Source organism: Streptomyces sp. GDS52, from assembly GCF_052246875.1.
GTDB lineage: Bacteria > Actinomycetota > Actinomycetes > Streptomycetales > Streptomycetaceae > Streptomyces > Streptomyces cathayae.
This window is the reverse complement of the sequence record NZ_CM125966.1, coordinates 6,494,996-6,513,579: the sequence shown is the minus strand read 5'-3', so window position 1 is coordinate 6,513,579 and position 18,584 is coordinate 6,494,996. Positions and strand designations below refer to the sequence as shown.

General features: G+C 73.2%; 15 protein-coding genes. 8 read left to right on the top strand and 7 right to left on the bottom strand.

Annotated features, from left to right (window positions below):
• The first annotated feature begins 333 nt into the window (after window positions 1–333).
• Window positions 334–939 carry an Rv1733c family protein gene (locus tag ACTWJ9_RS29850; RefSeq protein ID WP_279337375.1) on the top strand — a complete coding sequence of 202 codons (606 nt, stop codon included), beginning with the start codon at window positions 334–336 and terminating at the stop codon, window positions 937–939.
• 108 nt (window positions 940–1,047) lie between these two features.
• Window positions 1,048–3,480 carry a right-handed parallel beta-helix repeat-containing protein gene (locus ACTWJ9_RS29845; protein ID WP_388706169.1) on the top strand — a complete coding sequence of 811 codons (2,433 nt, stop codon included), beginning with the start codon at window positions 1,048–1,050 and terminating at the stop codon, window positions 3,478–3,480.
• Between the two features lie 31 nt (window positions 3,481–3,511).
• Here ACTWJ9_RS29845 and ACTWJ9_RS29840 read toward each other — a convergent pair whose 3' ends face one another.
• Window positions 3,512–5,890, bottom strand: coding sequence for a hypothetical protein (locus ACTWJ9_RS29840; RefSeq protein ID WP_387037790.1), 2,379 nt, complete (start codon window positions 5,888–5,890; stop codon window positions 3,512–3,514).
• Window positions 5,891–6,203: 313 nt separating this feature from the next.
• On the opposite strand from ACTWJ9_RS29840, the gene ACTWJ9_RS29835 reads away from it, so the two are divergent.
• Window positions 6,204–7,043 carry a DeoR/GlpR family DNA-binding transcription regulator gene (locus ACTWJ9_RS29835; protein ID WP_279337373.1) on the top strand — a complete coding sequence of 280 codons (840 nt, stop codon included), beginning with the start codon at window positions 6,204–6,206 and terminating at the stop codon, window positions 7,041–7,043.
• Between the two features lie 27 nt (window positions 7,044–7,070).
• Here ACTWJ9_RS29835 and ACTWJ9_RS29830 read toward each other — a convergent pair whose 3' ends face one another.
• Window positions 7,071–8,195 (bottom strand): PLP-dependent cysteine synthase family protein, encoded by a 1,125-nt coding sequence (locus ACTWJ9_RS29830; protein WP_279337371.1) that lies wholly within the window; start codon window positions 8,193–8,195, stop codon window positions 7,071–7,073.
• A 356-nt stretch (window positions 8,196–8,551) separates the two neighbouring features.
• On the opposite strand from ACTWJ9_RS29830, the gene ACTWJ9_RS29825 reads away from it, so the two are divergent.
• Window positions 8,552–8,875, top strand: a complete 324-nt coding sequence (locus ACTWJ9_RS29825) for a hypothetical protein (RefSeq protein WP_109382788.1) — start codon at window positions 8,552–8,554, stop codon at window positions 8,873–8,875.
• 195 nt (window positions 8,876–9,070) lie between these two features.
• Entirely contained in the window at window positions 9,071–9,616 is a 546-nt protein-coding gene (locus ACTWJ9_RS29820) for an ATP-binding protein (protein WP_443294955.1), read from the top strand.
• 138 nt (window positions 9,617–9,754) lie between these two features.
• Here ACTWJ9_RS29820 and ACTWJ9_RS29815 read toward each other — a convergent pair whose 3' ends face one another.
• The 3 genes from ACTWJ9_RS29815 to ACTWJ9_RS29805 form a co-directional block, all read right to left on the bottom strand.
• Window positions 9,755–10,177, bottom strand: coding sequence for a PPOX class F420-dependent oxidoreductase (locus ACTWJ9_RS29815; RefSeq protein WP_387037785.1), 423 nt, complete (start codon window positions 10,175–10,177; stop codon window positions 9,755–9,757).
• Window positions 10,178–10,232: 55 nt separating this feature from the next.
• Window positions 10,233–11,129: an NAD(P)-dependent oxidoreductase gene (locus ACTWJ9_RS29810; RefSeq protein ID WP_388706157.1), complete on the bottom strand. Its 897-nt coding sequence runs from the start codon at window positions 11,127–11,129 to the stop codon at window positions 10,233–10,235.
• Between the two features lie 244 nt (window positions 11,130–11,373).
• Entirely contained in the window at window positions 11,374–12,612 is a 1,239-nt protein-coding gene (locus ACTWJ9_RS29805; protein ID WP_279337366.1) for an ROK family protein, read from the bottom strand.
• Between the two features lie 122 nt (window positions 12,613–12,734).
• On the opposite strand from ACTWJ9_RS29805, the gene ACTWJ9_RS29800 reads away from it, so the two are divergent.
• Entirely contained in the window at window positions 12,735–13,868 is a 1,134-nt protein-coding gene (locus ACTWJ9_RS29800) for a methyltransferase (protein ID WP_279337365.1), read from the top strand.
• A 39-nt stretch (window positions 13,869–13,907) separates the two neighbouring features.
• Here ACTWJ9_RS29800 and ACTWJ9_RS29795 read toward each other — a convergent pair whose 3' ends face one another.
• Window positions 13,908–14,759: a class II fructose-bisphosphate aldolase gene (locus ACTWJ9_RS29795; protein ID WP_387037780.1), complete on the bottom strand. Its 852-nt coding sequence runs from the start codon at window positions 14,757–14,759 to the stop codon at window positions 13,908–13,910.
• A gap of 69 nt (window positions 14,760–14,828) precedes the next feature.
• The gene (locus ACTWJ9_RS29790; RefSeq protein ID WP_443294954.1) at window positions 14,829–15,710 is read right to left on the bottom strand and encodes an SIS domain-containing protein; all 882 of its coding nucleotides are present in this window, start codon (window positions 15,708–15,710) and stop codon (window positions 14,829–14,831) included.
• A gap of 168 nt (window positions 15,711–15,878) precedes the next feature.
• On the opposite strand from ACTWJ9_RS29790, the gene ACTWJ9_RS29785 reads away from it, so the two are divergent.
• Both ACTWJ9_RS29785 and ACTWJ9_RS29780 read left to right on the top strand, forming a co-directional pair.
• The gene (locus tag ACTWJ9_RS29785; RefSeq protein ID WP_279337362.1) at window positions 15,879–16,658 is read left to right on the top strand and encodes a DeoR/GlpR family DNA-binding transcription regulator; all 780 of its coding nucleotides are present in this window, start codon (window positions 15,879–15,881) and stop codon (window positions 16,656–16,658) included.
• 83 nt (window positions 16,659–16,741) lie between these two features.
• Window positions 16,742–18,583, top strand: a complete 1,842-nt coding sequence (locus ACTWJ9_RS29780) for a glycoside hydrolase family 15 protein (RefSeq protein WP_387037778.1) — start codon at window positions 16,742–16,744, stop codon at window positions 18,581–18,583.
• Window position 18,584: the final 1 nt, after the last annotated feature.

Genomic DNA, 18,584 nt, shown 5'->3' with positions numbered 1-18,584 from the left:
GGCCGTCCGCCCCGCGCTCGAGCCGACCGCAAGGAGTCCCGCCGGTAGACACCGGCCTGCGCCGACTGGGCTCACGGGGTCCTCCCTCGACTTCGACTGTCGCTGCGGCACTGCACGGGTGAGCGCCGTCCGGGAACCGCGGAGCATCCGGGGCTCGAGCACCATCGTCCGCGTTGATCATCCGGATCACCATCCGGACGCCTCCGGAAGGCCTAGCGGAAGGCCCCGGCGAAGGGTGACGTCCCTCTCTCTTCCACGGAACCCCGCACGCACCGCTCCGCCGGGAGCTATCACGGAAGCGGGGGACACGGAAGCGGGAAGGCGGTGCGGACGGTGCGGGCGATCAGGGGACTGTGGCGCTGGCGGCACAACCCGCTGTGCCGCCCGACCGATCTGGCCGAGGGCCGGGTGGGGCTCGTGGCGCTGTTGCTCGTCGTCCTCGCCGCCCCGGTCGTCGGGGTTCTCGTCGGGTGTGCCACCGAGGACGCCCTGCGGCGTTCCGTGCGCGAACAGCACGCGAACCGGCATCAGGTGCGGGCCACGGTGGTACGCGAGGTGGACCCCGCCCCGCTGAACATCGACCCGGAGGGCTCCGTCGGCGGGGACCCGCGCACCCGGGTCCTCGCCCGCTGGACCGCCTCCGACGGCACCGGGCACAGCGGCCCGGTGGCGACGCGTCTGAAGAACCCGCGGCCGGGCGACCGCTTCCCCCTGTGGACCGACGCCGGGGGCCGTCCCACGGCACGGCCGATGGACACGGTGACGGCGACGACGCACGCCGTGCTCGCCGGCTTCGGCGTGACCCTGCTGACGGCTGGTGCGATCGAGTGCGTCAGACGGCTGGTCGTCCGGCGCATGGTCCACCACCGGTACGTCCGCCTGGACCGGGCCTGGGAGAGGGCGGGCCCCGACTGGGGCAGGACTGGCACCGGAAGCTGACGGCCTGGTGCCTCTGGTCAATGCGACAGCCGTGCGCACGCTACGGTGGTCCGGCCGGAGCACTCGCCGGCAGACCCGCGTACGACAAGGTGGGGGCACAGCTACGCCATGGCACAGGGCACGGTCCAGGTGACGCACACCGGCACATCGCGATGGCGGCGCCGCACAGGTGAATACGCGTCGCTCGCCGCCGCCCTGGAGGCCGCGGCCGAGGGCGACATCCTCACCGTCGCTCCCGGGACCTACCGGGAGAACCTCGTCGTGGAGCGGGCGGTGACCCTGCGCGGGCCCGAGGGCTCGCCCGGCTCGGTGCGCATCGCCCCCGTGGACGGGGTCCCGCTGACCGTACGCGCGTCCGCGATGGTCCAGGACCTGCATGTGGAGGGGCAGGACTCCGCGGCGCCGGCCCTGCTGATAGAGGAGGGCACCCCGGAACTGCGGGACGTACGGGTGGTCACCCGGTCGGCCGTCGGCATAGAGGTGCGCGGCGGCGCCCGGCCGACGGTCCGTCACTGCACGGTCGACAACCCGGCGGGGGTCGGTATCGCCGTCCTCGACGGCGGGGGCGGGGTGTTCGAGGAGTGCGAGGTCGTCGCCGCCGGGCAGGCGGGCGTCGCGGTGCGCGGGGGCGCGCACCCCCGGCTCGAGCGCTGCCGCGTGCACCACACGGCCGGCTCGGGACTCACCGCCACCGGGGAGAACTCGGCGCTGGAGGCGGTGGGCTGCGAGGTCTACGAGGTGCGGGGCAGCGGTGTCCAGGTGACCGGCCGGGCGACCGCGCACCTCACCGACTGCGAGGTGCACCGCACCACCGGCGACGGTGTCACCCTCGACACCGACGCGGTCCTGACGCTGGCCGACTGCCGTATCCACGACATCCCGGAGAACGCGGTCGATCTGCGTTCCCGCTCCGTCCTCACCATGACCCGTACCACCGTGCGGCAGTTCGGCCGCAACGGCCTGTCGGTGTGGGATCCGGGCACCCGCGCGGACGCCAACCAGTGCGAGATCTCCGACAGCACCGGCGACTATCCGGCGGTGTGGGTGAGTGACGGCGCGACCGTCGTACTGGACTCCTGCCGGGTGCACGACGTGCCGGACGCCCTGTTCGTCCTCGACCGCGGTTCACGCGCGGACGTGGTCGACAGCGACCTGTCGCAGGTGCGCAACACCGCGGTGTCGGTGAGCGACGGCGCCACCGCGCAGCTCGACGACTGCCGGATCCGGGAGGCGGCCACGGGGGCCTGGTTCCGGGACCACGGCAGTGGCGGCACCCTCAGCAACTGCACCCTGGACGGCATGCAGACCGGAGTGATCGTCACCAAGGGCGCCGACCCGACCGTCGAGCGCTGCACCGTCGATTCCCCGGCCGAGGCCGGTGTCTATGTCTCGGCCGGTGGCCGCGGCAGCTTTCTGGACTGCCGGGTCACGGGCAGCGGCGGGTACGGCTTCCATGTGATAGACGGCAGCCGGACGACACTGCGGAAGTGCCGCACGGAGCGCTGCGCGCGCGGTGGTTACGAGTTCGCCGAGAGCGGCGGAGCGACCGGTGCGGGCGGTCCCGTGGTGGAGGACTGCACCAGCGACGAGAGCGGCCATCCCGCGTCACCGACGGCACCGGAGCCGGCCGTGCAGACCGTGACCCACTCCTCCGGTCTGCTGGGCGCCGTTCCCGGACCCCGTGCCGGGCAGGCGCCGCCCGCCCCCGCCGTCGGACCGGAGAAGGAGCTGCGGCCGTCGAGGACCGTGCTCGGTGAACTCGACGCACTGGTGGGCCTGGAGAGCGTCAAACGGGAGGTGCGGGCCCTCACCGACATGATCGAGGTGGGCCGGCGCCGGCAGCAGGCCGGGCTGAAGGCGGCCTCCGTCAAGCGCCACCTGGTGTTCACGGGTTCCCCCGGCACCGGCAAGACCACGGTCGCCCGCCTGTACGGCGAGATCCTCGCCTCCCTCGGCGTGCTGGAGAAGGGGCATCTGGTCGAGGTCTCCCGGGTCGATCTGGTCGGCGAGCACATCGGGTCCACGGCGATCCGCACCCAGGAGGCGTTCGAGAAGGCGCGCGGCGGTGTGCTGTTCATCGACGAGGCGTACGCGCTCTCCCCCGAGGACTCCGGGCGGGACTTCGGCAAGGAGGCCATCGACACGCTGGTGAAGCTGATGGAGGACCACCGGGACGCGGTCGTGGTGATCGTCGCGGGGTACACGGCGGAGATGGAGCGGTTCCTGTCCGTCAACCCGGGGGTGGCGTCCCGCTTCTCACGGACCATCACCTTCGGTGACTACGGGTCCGGGGAGCTGCTGCGCATCGTGGAGCAGCAGGCCGAGGAGCACGAGTACCGGCTGGCGGCGGGTGCCTCGGAGGGCCTGTTGAAGTACTTCACGGAGCTCCCCAGGGGTCCCGCGTTCGGCAACGGCCGCACCGCGCGGCAGACGTTCGAGGCGATGGTGGAGCGGCACGCGAGCCGGGTCGCCCAGCTGCCGGAGCCGAGTACGGACGACCTGACCCTGCTCTACGCCGACGACCTGCCCGAGCTGCCCTGATCCCGCCGCCGCGCGGCGCGCGCCGCGCACCTCACGCGGTGGGCGCGCCGGAGCCGCTGCGGACGCCGTCGTCGGGTTCTCCCGGGTGCCGCGGTACCGGAACCTCCGGCCGCAGCCGGGCCAGCAGCCGTCGGCGTTCCTCGGCGAAGGCCGGGTCCGCCTGGTAGTCGGAGTGGCCGAGGATCGGCGCGGGCAGCGGGTGGGCCTCGGTGCGGCCGTACGCCAGGGGGTCCCCGAGCGGAGGACGGTCCACCCCGGGGCCGCGGTCGCCGGGCAGCCGCACCGGGCCGCCGATGGGGTCGGTGAGCCGGTGGAGGTTGCGCCAGCAGACGACCTCCTGGTGCAGGGCGCCGAGCGCGGCGGGTCCGAAGTGGGCCGGGAACCAGCGGCCGTAGAGCCGTTCCAGCGGGGACCCGTAGGTGAGCAGGGCGACGCGGTTGCGGGTGGCGGGGGTGAGCTGCCAGGCCGCGGCGGCGGCGAGGACGCTTCCCTGGGAGTGTCCGGAGAGCACCAGCCGTCCGCCGGTGGACCGTGTCCAGGTCTCGATCCGCCAGGTCAGGTCCGGCACCGCCCGTTCGGCGTAGCAGGGGGGTGCGAAGGGGTGGGCGGCGCGCGGCCAGAAGGTGCCGACGTCCCACAGGATGCCGATCGTGCGCCGTGCGGAGGCGTCCTTGTAGGCGCGCCGGCCCCAGGTGACGAACAGGATGAAGCCGAGCCCGATCAGCCAGGAGCCCAGGGCCTGCGCCGTCTCGGCGGCGCCGTGCACCACGGGGTAGCTGCCCTGTGCGGCCCGGCCGGGTGTCCGGTCGGTGGTCAGGGCGCCGACGAGGGCGCCCGCGCCCAGCAGCAGGGTCGCGGCGGAGGTGACGGCGACGATGCGGGGTGCCCGGTCGGTGAGGGTGGCCATGGCGCGGGCGTAGGCGATCCGCCGGGTACGGGCGGGGTCGCCGGTCTCCCCCGGGAACTCCTGTGCCACGGTGGCGTGCTCGTCGCGGGCGATGTGCCAGGCCCGCCGGGCCAGCCAGCCGCAGAGCCCCAGCAGCAGGACGAGCAGGGGCGGGATCACGGACGCCTGCCAGGTGAGCACCACCGGTGGCCCGGGAATCGACGCCCCGGTGCCGTCCAGCCAGTCGGAGACCCTCTGGGCCACGCCGCCGGACATCACGCCGCCCAACGCGCAGGCCAGCATCGCGACCGCGGGCCCGGCCAGTCCCCGCATGGCGGCACGCCGGTCGGGGGCGCTCCGGTACAGGGCGTGGGCGACTCCGGCGAGCACGATCACGAGGAGGCCCTGGGCGAGGGTGACGGCGCCGAAGGTCGCATCGCCGGACAGCCGGCCCGCCGACTCCCAGCCGGGGCGCTGCCATCCGGCGTACACCAGGGTCAGGACGAGCAGGGTGAGCGCGGCCAGGGGCAGCAGGCGCACCACGCGGGTGTCGAGTTCGCCGTCCAGCCGGCGGTCGGTGCGGCCGCGCCGGCAGACCACCCACACCACGACGGCCGCGCCGGCGAACAGCGCCGCTTCGAGGAGCGGGCCGAGGACACCCAGCACCGCGGGGCCGCCGGGAGCACGGTCGTGGTGGGCGGCCGCGCTGCCGACCGCGGCGGCGACGGTGAGCAGTCCGGCGGCGGTGTGCGCGGCGCGCAGCCGGGCGACCAGGCGACGGCCGTACCAGAAGCCGGGCCGGCCCAGGGCGGTGGGGCCTGCTTCCTCGGGCTCCTCGGGTTCGGTCCCGTGGGCGATCGGCTGCTGGGACTCGTACGCGCTCCAGGTGCGCAGGGACAGGTACCACAGCAGCCCGGTCAGGGCGGTGGGCACCAGGGCGGCGAGGGCGAGCCGGCGGCCCGGCAGGCTCCACCAGCCGCCGTCCGAGGCCTCGGGCGACAGGAAGCCGAGCCAGGAGTGCCGTGCGGCGCACGCGTGCGTGCCCGCGCACTGCCAGGCCGCGAGGTCCAGGGCGACCTCGCAGGCGGCCGCGACGAACAGCACCGTCAGGCTCAGTCCGGTCAGCCGCACCAGCAGTCCGTACAGCCGCACGAGGCGTCCGCGGCCCCGGGCCGTCGGGCGCATCCAGTGGGCGAGGTTGACCACCATGAAGGGCAGCAGCAACAGCCACAGGGCGCGGGTGCCGTTGCCGGAGGTGAGGTTGCACCAGACGTACGCCTCGGGGACCGGGCCGCCTTGGCGGCCGGCGGGCCGGTGCTCCGCGTCGGCGTCGTCGGCGCGCCGGAACACGGCGGCGATGTCGTCGCCCGTGATCCGCACCGTGCGCGGATCGTTCAGCATCTCCTGCGGAGTGGTGCCGCCCACCCCGTGGACCAGAAGTTCCAGGGCTGTGCCGGCTTCCCCGGGCCGCTCGGCCGTCTCGCCCGCGCCCCCGGCCGGTCTGTGTTCCCGCGCACGCTCCACCGCTTCGCACTTCCCCCGTGACACTCCGTCGGTTCCGCCCGTGCCGGCAGGATCTCCCCTGCCCGAGCGGTTCACACCTGTTCTCACGGAATCTCCCCGATCCGGGTGAGGCCCGGGCGACCCGCGGGACGGCCCCCTGGGACGAACCCGCGGGACAATGATGGCATGCACACGCCTGACAGCCGGGTGCGTCCCCCTTGCCCCGGCATGCGAGGATGGGACGCCGACGCACCGGTGACGGAGAGAACCTGCCAGTCGGACCGGGCGTGTGCGGCGTGTCGGACGGCTTGGCGGCGAAAGGACCGGAGCGTACGTGAGCGAGAATCAGAACCTCCTCGCGGAGCAGCGACGCACCCTGATCCTCGACGAGGTCCGGCGCCGCGGCGGAGTCCGGGTCAACGAGCTGACCCGCAAGCTCGGCGTGTCGGACATGACGGTCCGCCGCGATCTCGACGCGCTGGCCCGGCAGGGTGTCCTGGAGAAGGTGCACGGCGGCGCGGTCCCACTGGTCGAGGCCAGCACGCACGAACCCGGTTTCGAGGCCAAGTCGGGTCTGGAGCTGAGCGCGAAGGACGACATCGCGCGGGCGGCGGCCGAACTGGTCGTCCCGGGCGCGGCGATCGCCCTCTCCGGCGGCACGACGACGTACGCGCTGGCCGGCCGGCTGCTCGAGGTGCCCGACCTCACGGTGGTCACCAACTCGGTGCGGGTGGCGGACGTCTTCCACGCGGCGCAGCGCTCCTCGGGCCCCCGGCAGGGCGCGGCCACCGTCGTCCTGACCGGCGGTGTGCGCACGCCGTCGGACTCGCTGGTGGGGCCGGTGGCCGACCAGGCGATCTCGATGCTCCACTTCGACCTGCTGTTCCTGGGGGTGCACGGGATATCGGTCGAGGCCGGGCTGTCGACGCCGAACCTCGCGGAGGCCGAGACCAACCGGCGTCTGGTGCAGTCGGCGCGGCAGGTGGTCGTGGTCGCCGACCACACCAAGTGGGGCACGGTGGGCCTGAGTTCGTTCGCGTCCCTGGACCAGGTGGACACGCTGGTGACGGACTCCGGGCTGCCGGCCGGGGCCCGCCTCGAGGTCTTCGAGCACCTGCGGAACCTGGTCGTGGCGGGGGAACCCGACGGTCCTGCCGATCCCGCGGTCGGCTGACCCCGCGTCCGGGCCGCCCGGAAGACCTCAGTCCGGCCAGACCCCGGTGCGCAGCAGCGTCTCGATCGTCGCCGTGTACGGGGCGATCTCCAGTCCCTGGCCGGCCAGCCACTCGTCCGAGTAGTACTTGTCGAGGTAGCGGTCCCCCGGGTCGCAGAGCAGCGTCACCACGCTCCCCTGCCGCCCTTCGGCCACCATCTCCGCGACGATCTTCAGCGCGCTCCACAGCCCGGTGCCGGTGGAGCCCCCCGCCTTGCGGCCGATGACCCGCTCCAGGGCCCGTACGGCGGCGACGGCGGCAGCGTCGGGCACCTTCATCATCCGGTCGATGGCACCGGGCAGGAAGCTCGGCTCCATCCGGGGCCGGCCGATGCCCTCGATACGGGAACCGCTGTCGCAGGTGACGTCCGGATCGCCGGTGGTCCAGCCCTCGAAGAAGCAGGAGTTCTCCGGATCGGCGACACAGACGCGGGTGTCGTACTGCAGATAGTGGACGTAGCGCGCGAGGGTCGCCGAGGTGCCGCCGGTGCCGGCCGTGGCGACGATCCACTCGGGCACCGGGAACGGCTCCGACTCCAGCTGACGGAAGATGGATTCGGCGATGTTGTTGTTCCCCCGCCAGTCCGTGGCCCGTTCGGCGTAGGTGAACTGGTCCATGTAGTGGCCGCCGGTCTCCGCCGCGAGGGCGGACGACGCCTCGTACATCGTGCGGGGGTCGTCCACGAAGTGGCACCGGCCGCCGTGGAACTCGATGAGGCGGCACTTCTCGGCGCTCGTCGTGCGGGGCATGACGGCGATGAAGGGCACCCCGATCAGCTTCGCGAAGTAGGCCTCCGACACGGCGGTCGAGCCGCTGGACGCCTCGATCACCGGGCGGCCCGGACGGATCCAGCCATTGCACAGCCCGTAGAGGAAGAGGGAGCGGGCGAGCCGGTGCTTCAGGCTGCCGGTCGGATGCGTCGACTCGTCCTTGAGGTAGAGGTGGACGTTCCACCGCTCGGGCAGCGGGAAGCGCAGCAGATGGGTGTCGGCCGACCGGTTGGCGTCGGCCTGCACCCTGCGCACGGCCTCTTTCAGCCAGTCGCGGTAGCCGGGGTCGCTGTGGTCGACATCGAGGGTGACATCGCCCGGGGGCTGTTGGGGGGTACTCACGGCAGGGCTCCTTACGCTGAGCGCCGACGGCGTCCCGCGCGGCCGACACACCGATCATATGCACCCCAGGAAAGCCTCTCACCTGCATAAACGCCTCTTTGGGCGGCTCAAAGGCAACCCTGGGACCACGTCATGGCCCTCTGCCGGGGGGCGCCCGGGGCGCGGCGGTGGGGGCGCATTCGCGCGAGTGCTTCGAGCACCGCGGGAACAGGGGCACGTGCACTGGTGCTCGGCGACGGGGGCGGGCAGACTGCACCGGCGGAGCAGGGTCCCGGACGGGGGCACACTGGATCTGGACACGAGCCGGCCCGCGGAACACGGTCCGGCACACCGACGCGCACAAGGGGGCGGGTGGCATGGCCGAGCCGGAGTTCACGGCCAGGGGCGTGCGGATCGGCAGGCGGCTGCGGTCGCTCACCCGGGCCGGGCAGGTCCGGATCAGCGACGGCAGGCTCGAGTTGCTCACCAGCCACGGAACCGAGATCGACAGCGCGCCGGTGCAGGCCGTCCGCGCCTCCCGTCCCTGGTTCGCACCCGAGGACCGGGCCCTGGCCGACCTCAACGGCCATCGGTACCTGCTGACGCTGGGTGACCACGACCCGGCGCCGGGCGAGCCGGGACCGCCCGCGGCCCGCCGTTTCATCGAAGCCGTACGCCGGGCATCGGGCCGCGGCGCCTGATGTGTCCGTGAGTTGCGCCACTTCGGGCCCTGCGTCACGCTGTTGTCACGTCACTCTGGGTTTACCGGCGATAACGCTGCGAACCAGCCCGCCGGCCACGACAGCAGGCAGCCACGTCACGCGGGCACCCTGCTGGATCCGTACTCCGTGTTCTTCCGGACGTCCGTCCGGACCTGACACCGGGGAGTCGCAGCTGTGATCACTCACCCAAGCAGACACTGCACGGTGGAGCTCCAGGCTCTGCCCGCGCGGATCGGCCAGGTCCGCAGAATCGTATCTGCGCAATTGCGCTACTGGCATATGGACATCTTGATAGACCGGGCCTCGCTCGGTGTGACGGAGTTGTTGTCCAACGTCCACCGGCACGCCCAGCCCGACAAGACCTGCATGGTCGAGCTGGAAGTGCTGCTCGACCGGCTCAAGGTCTCGGTGCGCGACCACGACCCGCGGCTGCCGGCCGTGGCGGACGCCGGTCCGCTCGCCACCTGCGGGCGGGGGCTGGCCATGGTGGCCGCGATGAGCGAGAGCTGGGGCGCGCTGCCGGACGGCGATTCGGGCAAGGTCGTGTGGTTCACGCTGCCGACGCCGTCCGCGACTCCCGTCGCGGACTGGGACCGGTGTCCGAGGATCGACACCGTCGAGCCCGCCGCACACCGGTTCGCGGAGGTCGCACTCGTCGAGCACGCCGTCGATGGCCACCGGGCCGAACCGGAACCCGCCCGGTCCGTCGTTGCCGGCTGACCGGGCTCTGACCTCCGGTGGCCGTGTCGCACCACCCTTGCCGCGCGGCGCAGCGGTGCGCTGCCGCCACCGACGACCAGAGCCCGGATCAGGGAGGCCGGCGGCACCCGCTCCCCTCCCCCGGCGGGCCCGTCGGGTTCAGGTGGACGGCTGGTCGCTGTCCTTCAGCGCGCCCCAGCCGTGCCAGCGGTCGACCTCGATCCAGGCGCTGACCCGGGCCCGGACCCGGTCGGGGTACGGGTTGCCGGTGTAGTGCCGGGAGAGGCGGTCGATGTCGGCCAGGCCTTCGTCGTCCTTCAGCTCGACGACGCGGCCGATGAGGGTGACATGGGTGTACCAGTTCTCCTCGTCCAGCACGGTGAGGGTGACGCGCGGGTCGCGGCGCAGGTGCTTCAGGCGCACCCTGCCCTCGTCCAGGCTGATCAGCGCGCGGCCGTCCTCCCACACGTACCAGGTGGGCGTGGAGACGGGTGTGCCGTCGGAGCGGAGGGTGGCCATGACACAGGGGTTGGGACGGCGCAGCAGGTCGTCGGCCTCGGAAGGCAGCGGGGGCTTGGACACTACGGACTCCTCGGTGGCTCGTCGAACGGTTCCCCGGACGCTTCGTACCGGGTGCTCAGGTGGGGGACTCGCCGTGACCGGCGAAACTGGCGTAGTAGGCGGCGGCCATGTCCTCATCCCCGTGGCCCTGGGCCGCGGCGCGTTCCAGGCGCTCGGCGCCGGCTGCGGCCACGTCCAGGCGCACACCGTGCTGTTCACCGGCCCGGACGATCAGACGGGCGTCCTTGGCCGCGGTGGTCACGGCGAACTGGGCCGGGGCCAGCGGCCCGTCCAGGATCAGCCCCGCCTTGGCGCGCAGATAGCCCATGTCGAGCGGGCCGCCCGCGATGAGGTCGAAGAAGCCGCCGGGGTCGACGTCCAGCGCCTCGGCCAGGGCGAGGGTCTCCCCCACGGCGGAGGTGGCCGCGAGGACCCAGCTGTTGGCCACGAGTTTGAGCCGGGTCGCGCTGCCTGCCGCCCCGTCCTCGCCGGTCCACACGGTGCGGGCACCGACGGCGTCGAACACCGGGGCCACCGTGGTCCTGCCCTCGGCCGGTCCGGCGGCGATCACGGTCAGCTGTCCGGCCTCGGCCGGCTGCCGGGTGCCCAGCACCGGGGCGTCGTAGAAGAGCAGGCCGTGCTCGCGCGCGAAGCCGGCCAGCTCGGCGAGGCCCTCGAGACCGGCGGTGGTGGACTGCGCCCAGACGGTGCCGCGCCGCAGGGCGGGGGCGGCCAGCCGCATCGTCTCCAGCGTGGCGGGACCGTCGTACAGCACGGTCAGGACGACATCGGCGGACTCGACCGCCTCGGCGGGGGTGCCGGCGACGTGCGCGCCGTCGGCGGCGAGCGGGTCGGCCTTGGCGCGGGTGCGGTTCCAGACGCGGACGGCGTGACCGGCCCGGGCGAGGTTGCGGGCCATCGCGGCACCCATGATGCCGGTGCCCAGGACGGTCACGGTGAGCTGATCGGTCATGACCTCGGCTTTCTGCGGGTCGGGGTGGTCGCTCCGCGTGCGGTGGGCAGTGCCTCGTGCTCCGGTCCGGGTCCCTGGTCCGGTCCGGGTCCCTGGTCCGGCACCGGGTCGAGTGTCCCGTGCCCGGTCGGCGCGCGCACTGCCCGGCAGCGCTTCGCCGATCACGTTTCGTGGATCATTGTGCGGTGTCCGGCCGTGGTTCCGCCTCTCGACCCGGGCATCCGCCTGCCCACCGGCCGGACCGTTATGCCAGGGCCCCCAGCGGATCGTCGAGCACCGGCTGCCAGGCCAGTTCGGCGGCGCCGACCAGGCTGTTGTGGTCCAGGGCGCAGGCCAGGATCGGGACGCCGCCGCTGCGGCCCCACAGGCTGCGGTCGGCGACGACGGCGCGCAGCCGGTCCGGGGCGGCCTCCAGGAGGGTGCCGTGCAGGCCTCCGAGGATGATCCTGTCCGGGTTGAGGATGTTCACCAGACCGGCGAGACCCTGTCCCAGGCGGTCGACGAGGGTGTCGACGGCGGCGCGGACGGCCGGGTCGTCGTGGTGCTCGTGGATCAGTGTGTCGGCCTGTTTGAGGAGGGACATCTCGGGGCCGGGTTCGCGTCCGGCCGCGGTGAGGAAGGCGAGCGGGTCCGCCTCCACGTCCAGGCAGCCCCGGCTGCCGCAGTAACAGGGGCGGCCCCCGGGGTTGACGGCGAGGTGGCCGACCTCCAGGGCGAGACCGGAACTGCCGGTGTGCAGGCGGCCGTCGAGCACCAGCGCGCCGCCGACACCCCGGTGGCCGGTGGCCACGCACAGCAGGTCGCGTGCGCCGCGCCCGGCACCGTGCCGGTGTTCGGCGAGGGCGACGAGGTTGACGTCGTTCGCCGCGAAGGCGGGGCCGCCGAGACCGGCGGCGCGCACCTGCTCGGCGAAGATCTCCCGCACCGGGGCGCCCGTGGGCCAGGCCAGGCGCAGCGGGCCGAAGGCCAGTCCCTCGGGTTCGGCCACCGCGGACGGCACGGAGAGCCCCGCTCCGACGCACCGGCGTCCGGTCTCGCGGAGCAGTTCGGCGCCGGCCGCGACGACGGAGCCCAGCACCTTCGCCGGGTCGGCGTCGATGACCTCGCTGCCGGGCGCGGTGGCGACGATCCGGCCGCCCAGGCCGACCAGGGCGGCCCGGAACCCGTCGGCGTGCACCTGCGCGGCCAGGGCCACCGGTCCGTCCTCGGCGATCGAGAGCCGATGCGAGGGCCTGCCCTGCGAACCGGCGGCCGCGCCGGGCCGGGCGTCCACCCTGATCAGGCCGAGCGCCTCCAGTTCGGCGGCGACGGCACCGGCGGTCGCCCGCGTCACGCCCAGTTCCGTGGTGAGCACCGCGCGGGTCGGGGCACGTCCGGTGTGCACGAGTTCCAACGCGGGCCCGAGGGCTCCGCGTCCCCGGTCCAGCCGTGTCCTCGAGGTGGTCCCTTCCCCCGCCGGCCGGGGGTCCGCCTTCCCGCTCATGAGGGCGAGTCTCCCATGATCCGAAACGGCGACGGGCCACCGGCCGCCGTCCCGGAGCGGGAGGCTCGGCCGCCCGGCGGGACTCCGGGCTCCGCTAGCCTGGTCGCACGATGAACGACCGTATGACGACTGCGTGGGGCGCGCCGGTGCTGGCCCGCTTCCCCGAGGACCCCCGCGACAGACTGCGCGCCTGGGACGCCTCCGACGAGTACCTCCTCGGACATCTGGACCGGGAGCCGATCCCGCTGGACGGCACGGTCGTGGTCGTCGGAGACCGCTGGGGGGCACTGGTCACGGCGCTCGCCGCGCACCGGCCGACACAGATCACCGACTCCTGGCTGGGGCAGCAGGCCACCCGCGCGAACCTGGCACGCGCCGGTGTCGAGCCGGGCGCGGTCCGGCTGCTCACCACGCAGGACCCGCCGCCGGCCCGGATCGATGTGCTGCTGGTGCGGGTGCCGAAGAGTCTGGCCCTGCTGGAGGACCAGTTGCTGCGGCTGGCTCCCGCGGTGCACGAGGACACGGTCGTCGTCGGGACCGGCATGGTGAAGGAGATCCACACCTCGACGCTGAACCTCTTCGAGCGGATCATCGGCCCCACCCGGACCTCCCTCGCCGAGAAGAAGGCGCGGCTCGTCTTCTGCACCCCGGACCCGGCCCTGGTCCGGCCCTCCAGTCCCTGGCCGTACAGCTACGCGCTGCCCGACGGCGTCGGCGCGGTCTCGGGCCGGACCGTCGTCAACCACGCGGGGGTCTTCTGCGCCGACCGGCTCGACATCGGCACCCGGTTCCTCCTGAAGCATCTGCCGACCGGGCGGACGGGCCTGCGGGTGGTGGATCTCGGGTGCGGCAACGGTGTCGTCGGTACGGCGGTGGCGCTGGCCGATCCGCGGGCCGAGGTGCTGTTCGTCGACGAGTCGTTCCAGGCGGTGGCGTCCGCGGAGGCCACGTACCGGGCCAACGGCGTACCGGGGCATGCCGAGTTCCGGGTCGGCGACGGTCTGGCGGGCGTGCCGGACGACAGCGTCGACCTGGTGCTCAACAACCCGCCGTTCCACTCCCACCAGGCGACCAGCGAGGCGACGGCCTGGCGCATGTTCACCGGCGCGAGGCGCACCCTGCGCCCCGGTGGTGAGCTGTGGGTGGTCGGCAACCGCCATCTGGGGTACCACGTGAAGCTGCGGCGGTTGTTCGGGAACAGTGAAGTGGTGGCGAGCGACCCGAAGTTCGTCGTTCTGAAGTCCGTCCGACGGTAGCGCCGCAGCACGGCGCCGCAGCACTCCCGGTGGCCTGCTTCAGCGGGGGGCGAGCGTCGTGATGAGGTCCGCCACCGCGCGGGTCATCGCTTCCCGGCCCACGGTCAGATAGCCGCGGGAGTCGACCGCTTCGGGGTGGGCGGCGAGGAAGTCCCTGATGGCGCCGGTCATGGCGAGGTTCAGGGCGGTGCCGATGTTCACCTTGGCGATGCCCGAGCCGACGGCCGCGGTGAGTTCGGTGTCCGGCAGGCCCGAGGAGCCGTGCAGGACGAGGGGGACGTCCAGGGCGGCGGAGAGGCGTCCGAGGAGGGCGTGGTCGAGGGTGGCGGTGCGGGTGGTCATGGCGTGGGTGGTGCCGACGGCGACGGCCAGGGCGTCCACGCCGGAGTCGGCGACGAAGGCGCGGGCCTGTTCGGGGTCGGTGCGGGCGCCGGGCGCGTGGGCGTCCAGCGGCGTCGTGCCCTTGCCGCCGATCTCCCCCAGTTCCGCCTCGATCCACAGGCCCCGGGCGTGCGCCCAGTCGACGGCCGCCCGGGTCGCGGCGAGGTTCTCGGCGTAGGTCAGCCGGGCCGCGTCGTACATCACGGAACCGAAGCCGGCGTCCGGGGCCTGGCGCAGCAGGGCGTCGCTCTGGACGTGGTCGAGGTGCAACGCGACGGGGACGGCGGCGCGTTCGGCGGCGGCGACGGCGGCGCGGGCGAGCGGCAGGAGGCGGCCGTAGCGGAACTTGACCGCGTTCTCGCTGACCTGGAGGACCACGGGGGCGTCCACCGACTCGGCACCGGCGATGACGGCTTCGACGTGTTCCAGCGTGATGACGTTGAACGAGGCGACGGCGGAGCCCGCCGCGGCGGCGCGGCCGACGAGTTCGCCGGTGGTGGTGAGGGGCACGTTCGCTCCTTCCGTTCTTTCCGGTCCCTTTCAGCGCCTTCCGGTGCTTTCCGGTGCTTTCCGGCGGGGTCAGGGCTCGAGAACGACCGAGCGGGTGAGGTGGCGGGGGCGGTCGGGGTCGAGTCCGCGGGCCTCGGCGACGGCGACGGCGAGGCGCTGGGCGCGGACGAGTTCGGCCAGCGGGTCGAGGGTGCCCTGGATCCACGCTCCGCCGGTGTCCCGCACCTGTTCGGCCAGACCGTCCGGTGCGTCGCCCAGCATCCAGGTCGCGGTACCGCGCGTGGTGACGCTGATGGGGCCGTGCCGGTATTCCATGGCCGGGTAGGCCTCCGTCCACGCCAGTGCGGCCTCCCGCATCTTCAGACCCGCCTCGTGGGCGAGGCCCACGGTCCAGCCGCGGCCGAGGAAGGTGAACTGGGTGCAGTCCACGAGCCCTTCGGGCAGCGGTCGTGCGAGGGCGGTTCGCGCGTCCTCGACGACCGTGCCGGTGTGCAGGCCGAGGTGGGCGCGGAGCAGGGTGAGGGCCGTGGTCGCGAACCGCGTCTGCACGACGGAGCGTTCGTCCGCGTAGTCGAGTACGACGGTCTCGTCCGCCGATGCCGTCACGGCGGTGTCCGGGTCGGCGGTGAGCGCGGTGGTACGGGTGCCGCCCTTCAACCGGTCGAGCAGGTCCAGGACTTCGGTGGTGGTGCCGGAGCGGGTGAGGGCGACGACGTGGTCGTAGGCACGTCCGTGCGGGAACTCCGAGGCGGCGAAGGCGTCCGTCTCGCCCTGACCCGCCCCTTCGCGCAGGGCCGCCACCGCCTGCGCCATGAAGTGCGAGGTGCCGCAGCCGACGACCGCGACCCGCTCCCCCGGTGCCGGGAGGGCCCGGGTGTGCTCGGCCGCCTGCGTGGCGGCCCGCGTCCAGCACTCGGGCTGACTCGTCAGTTCGTCCTCGACATGTGTCATGGCCGTCCCCACCCGCCTCGGTGATTGTTGTTGCAAGATAGAGCGGAGTTTCGAGCACAATCAAGCATTCGAGCAGAGATCGTCGGTGCGTCGGGGCCTGTCCGCCGGACAGGCGCTAGGGTCGCCGCAGGCCGGGAGACGGCAGGTGGCGGCAGGACGGGAGGGCGGATGTCGCGGGACGCCCGCTGGCAGGCGCTGCTCGAACTGCTCGTCGAGCGGGGCCGACTGGACGTGGACGAGACCGCCGCCGAGCTGGAGGTGTCGGCCGCGACGATCCGCCGGGACTTCGACACCCTCGCCGGGCAGCAGATGCTGGTGCGCACCCGGGGCGGGGCGGTGGCGCACGGGGTGTCGTACGAGCTGCCGCTGCGCTACAAGACCGCTCGCCGCGCCTCCGAGAAGCAGCGGATCGCCGAGGCCGTGGCGGGGCTCCTCGCGCCGGGCGAGGCGGTCGGGCTGACCGGCGGCACCACCACCACGGAAGTGGCGCGTGCGCTGGCGGTACGCGGTGATCTCGCGTCCGGGTCGCCCGCGCTGACGGTGGTGACCAACGCGCTCAACATCGCGGGCGAGCTCGCCGTGCGTCCGCAGTTCAAGATCGTGGTGACCGGCGGGGTGGCGCGGGCCCAGTCGTACGAGCTGGTCGGGCCGCTCGCGGACGGGGTGCTGGGGCAGATCACGCTCGACGTGGCGGTGCTCGGTGTCGTCGCCTTCGACGTCGCACACGGCGCGGCGGCGCACGACGAGGCGGAGGCGGCGATCAACCGGCTGCTGTGCGAACGGGCCGAGCGGGTGATCGTGGCGGCCGATTCCAGCAAACTGGGCCGGCGGGCGTTCGCCCGGATCTGTCCGGCCGGGTCGGTGGACACCCTGGTCACGGACGCGGCGGCCTCCCCGGAGGCGGTGCGCCGGTTCGAGGAGGCGGGACTGCGCGTCCTCGTGGCGTGAACCTCCTACCGCGGGCCCGTCCGGCCGGGCCTGCCTAAGCTGGCAGTCAGGGCGGCACGTACCGGCGGGCCAGGGAGGCTGCGATGGACGGGGCGGCGAGGGAGTGGGCAACGTCCGGCGGGCAGCGGTACGCACCGATCTCCGATCACGGCCTGATCGGAGATCTGCGCAGCGTGGCGCTGGTGGCGACCGACGGCACCATCGACTGGTACTGCTGCCCGGACTTCGACTCACCCAGTGTCTTCGCCGCGATCCTGGACGCCGGGCGCGGGGGCTCCTTCGAGCTGGCGGCGGCCGTGCCGGCGCACACCAAGCAGTTCTACTTCCCCGACACCAATGTCCTGATCACCAGGTTCTTCACCGAGGACGGCGTGGGTGAGGTGCAGGACTTCATGCCGGTCACCGGGGAGCCGGAGCCGGCCGAGGAGGACCGGCACCGGCTGATCCGGCGGGTGCTGTGCGTGCGCGGGGCCCTCCCGTTCCGGATGCGGGCGGCGCCGCGGTTCGAGTACGGCACCCGGCCGCACACCCTGCGGCTGGCCGGCGACCTGGCGGTGTTCGAGTCCGAGGCGCTGTCCCTCGCGCTCACCTCGACCGTCCCGCTGGAGGCCGACGGCCCGGACGTGCGGGCCGACTTCAAACTGGCGGAGGGCGAGACCGCGGTGTTCACCCTGGACCGGGTCGGCGGCGAGGTGGCCCCCCGCCACTGCGCGCACCGGGATGCGGAGGAGCAGTTCGGCACCACGGTGCGGTACTGGCGGCACTGGCTGTCCTCCTCCCGCTACCGCGGCCGGTGGCGGGAGATGGTGCACCGCTCCGCCCTCACCCTGAAGCTGCTCACCTACGCGCCGACCGGGGCGATCGTGGCGGCGCCCACGACGAGTCTTCCGGAGGAGCTCGGCGGGGAGCGCAACTGGGACTACCGGTACGTGTGGATGCGGGACGCGGCCTTCTGCGTGTACGCGCTGCTGCGGCTGGGCTTCTCCGAGGAGGCCAGGGCGTTCATGGGGTTCGTGTCCCGGCACGTCAGTCCCGGCGACGGGTGCCCCTCCGGCCCGCTGCAGATCATGTACGGCATCGACGGCCGTACCGACCTGGCCGAGCGCGAACTCGGCCATCTGGAGGGGTACCGGGGTTCGGCACCGGTGCGGGTCGGCAACGCGGCGGCCGACCAGTTGCAGCTCGACATCTACGGGGCGCTGATCGACTCCTTCTACCTGTACGACAAGTGGGCCGAGCCCATCTCCAGCGAGCAGTGGGACCATGTGTGCGCGCTGGTGGACTGGGTGTGCGCGCACTGGGACCAGCCCGACGAGGGCATCTGGGAGACGCGCGGCGGGCGCAGGAACTTCCTGTACTCACGGCTGATGTGCTGGGTGGCGATCGAGCGGGCCGTCCGCATGGCCAACCGGCGCGGTCTGCCCGCCGATCTCCCCCGCTGGCGGACGAGCCGCGACACCATCTACCGGCGGATCATGAGCCACGGCTGGTCCGAGGCGCGCCGGGCCTTCGTGCAGCACGAGGACGGGGACGTGCTCGACGCGGCGGTGCTGATGATGCCGCTGACGAAGTTCATCGCGCCGACCGACCCGAAGTGGCTGTCCACGCTCGACTCGCTCACCGAGGACCTGGTGTCGGACTCGCTGGTCTACCGGTACGACCCGCAGGAGAGCCCGGACGGCCTGCGCGGCGACGAGGGCACGTTCTCCATCTGCTCGTTCTGGTACGTCGAGGCGCTGACCCGGGCCGGACGGCTCGACGAGGCGTCCCTCGCCTTCGAGAAGATGCTGACGTACGCCAACCACCTGGGCCTGTACGCCGAGGAGATCAGCCACACCGGTGCACAGCAGGGCAACTTCCCACAGGCGTTCACGCACCTCTCGCTGATCAGTGCCGCGTTCAATCTGGACCGCGCCCTGGGCTGAT

Coding starts and splice junctions, on each gene's coding strand:
- ACTWJ9_RS29810 (WP_388706157.1), bottom strand. CDS start 11,129: ATGACCGATCAGCTCACCGTGACCGTCCTGGGCACCGGCATCATGGGT.
- ACTWJ9_RS29845 (WP_388706169.1), top strand. CDS start 1,048: ATGGCACAGGGCACGGTCCAGGTGACGCACACCGGCACATCGCGATGG.
- ACTWJ9_RS29805 (WP_279337366.1), bottom strand. CDS start 12,612: ATGAGCGGGAAGGCGGACCCCCGGCCGGCGGGGGAAGGGACCACCTCG.
- ACTWJ9_RS29800 (WP_279337365.1), top strand. CDS start 12,735: ATGACGACTGCGTGGGGCGCGCCGGTGCTGGCCCGCTTCCCCGAGGAC.
- ACTWJ9_RS29825 (WP_109382788.1), top strand. CDS start 8,552: ATGGCCGAGCCGGAGTTCACGGCCAGGGGCGTGCGGATCGGCAGGCGG.
- ACTWJ9_RS29785 (WP_279337362.1), top strand. CDS start 15,879: ATGTCGCGGGACGCCCGCTGGCAGGCGCTGCTCGAACTGCTCGTCGAG.
- ACTWJ9_RS29790 (WP_443294954.1), bottom strand. CDS start 15,710: ATGACACATGTCGAGGACGAACTGACGAGTCAGCCCGAGTGCTGGACG.
- ACTWJ9_RS29780 (WP_387037778.1), top strand. CDS start 16,742: ATGGACGGGGCGGCGAGGGAGTGGGCAACGTCCGGCGGGCAGCGGTAC.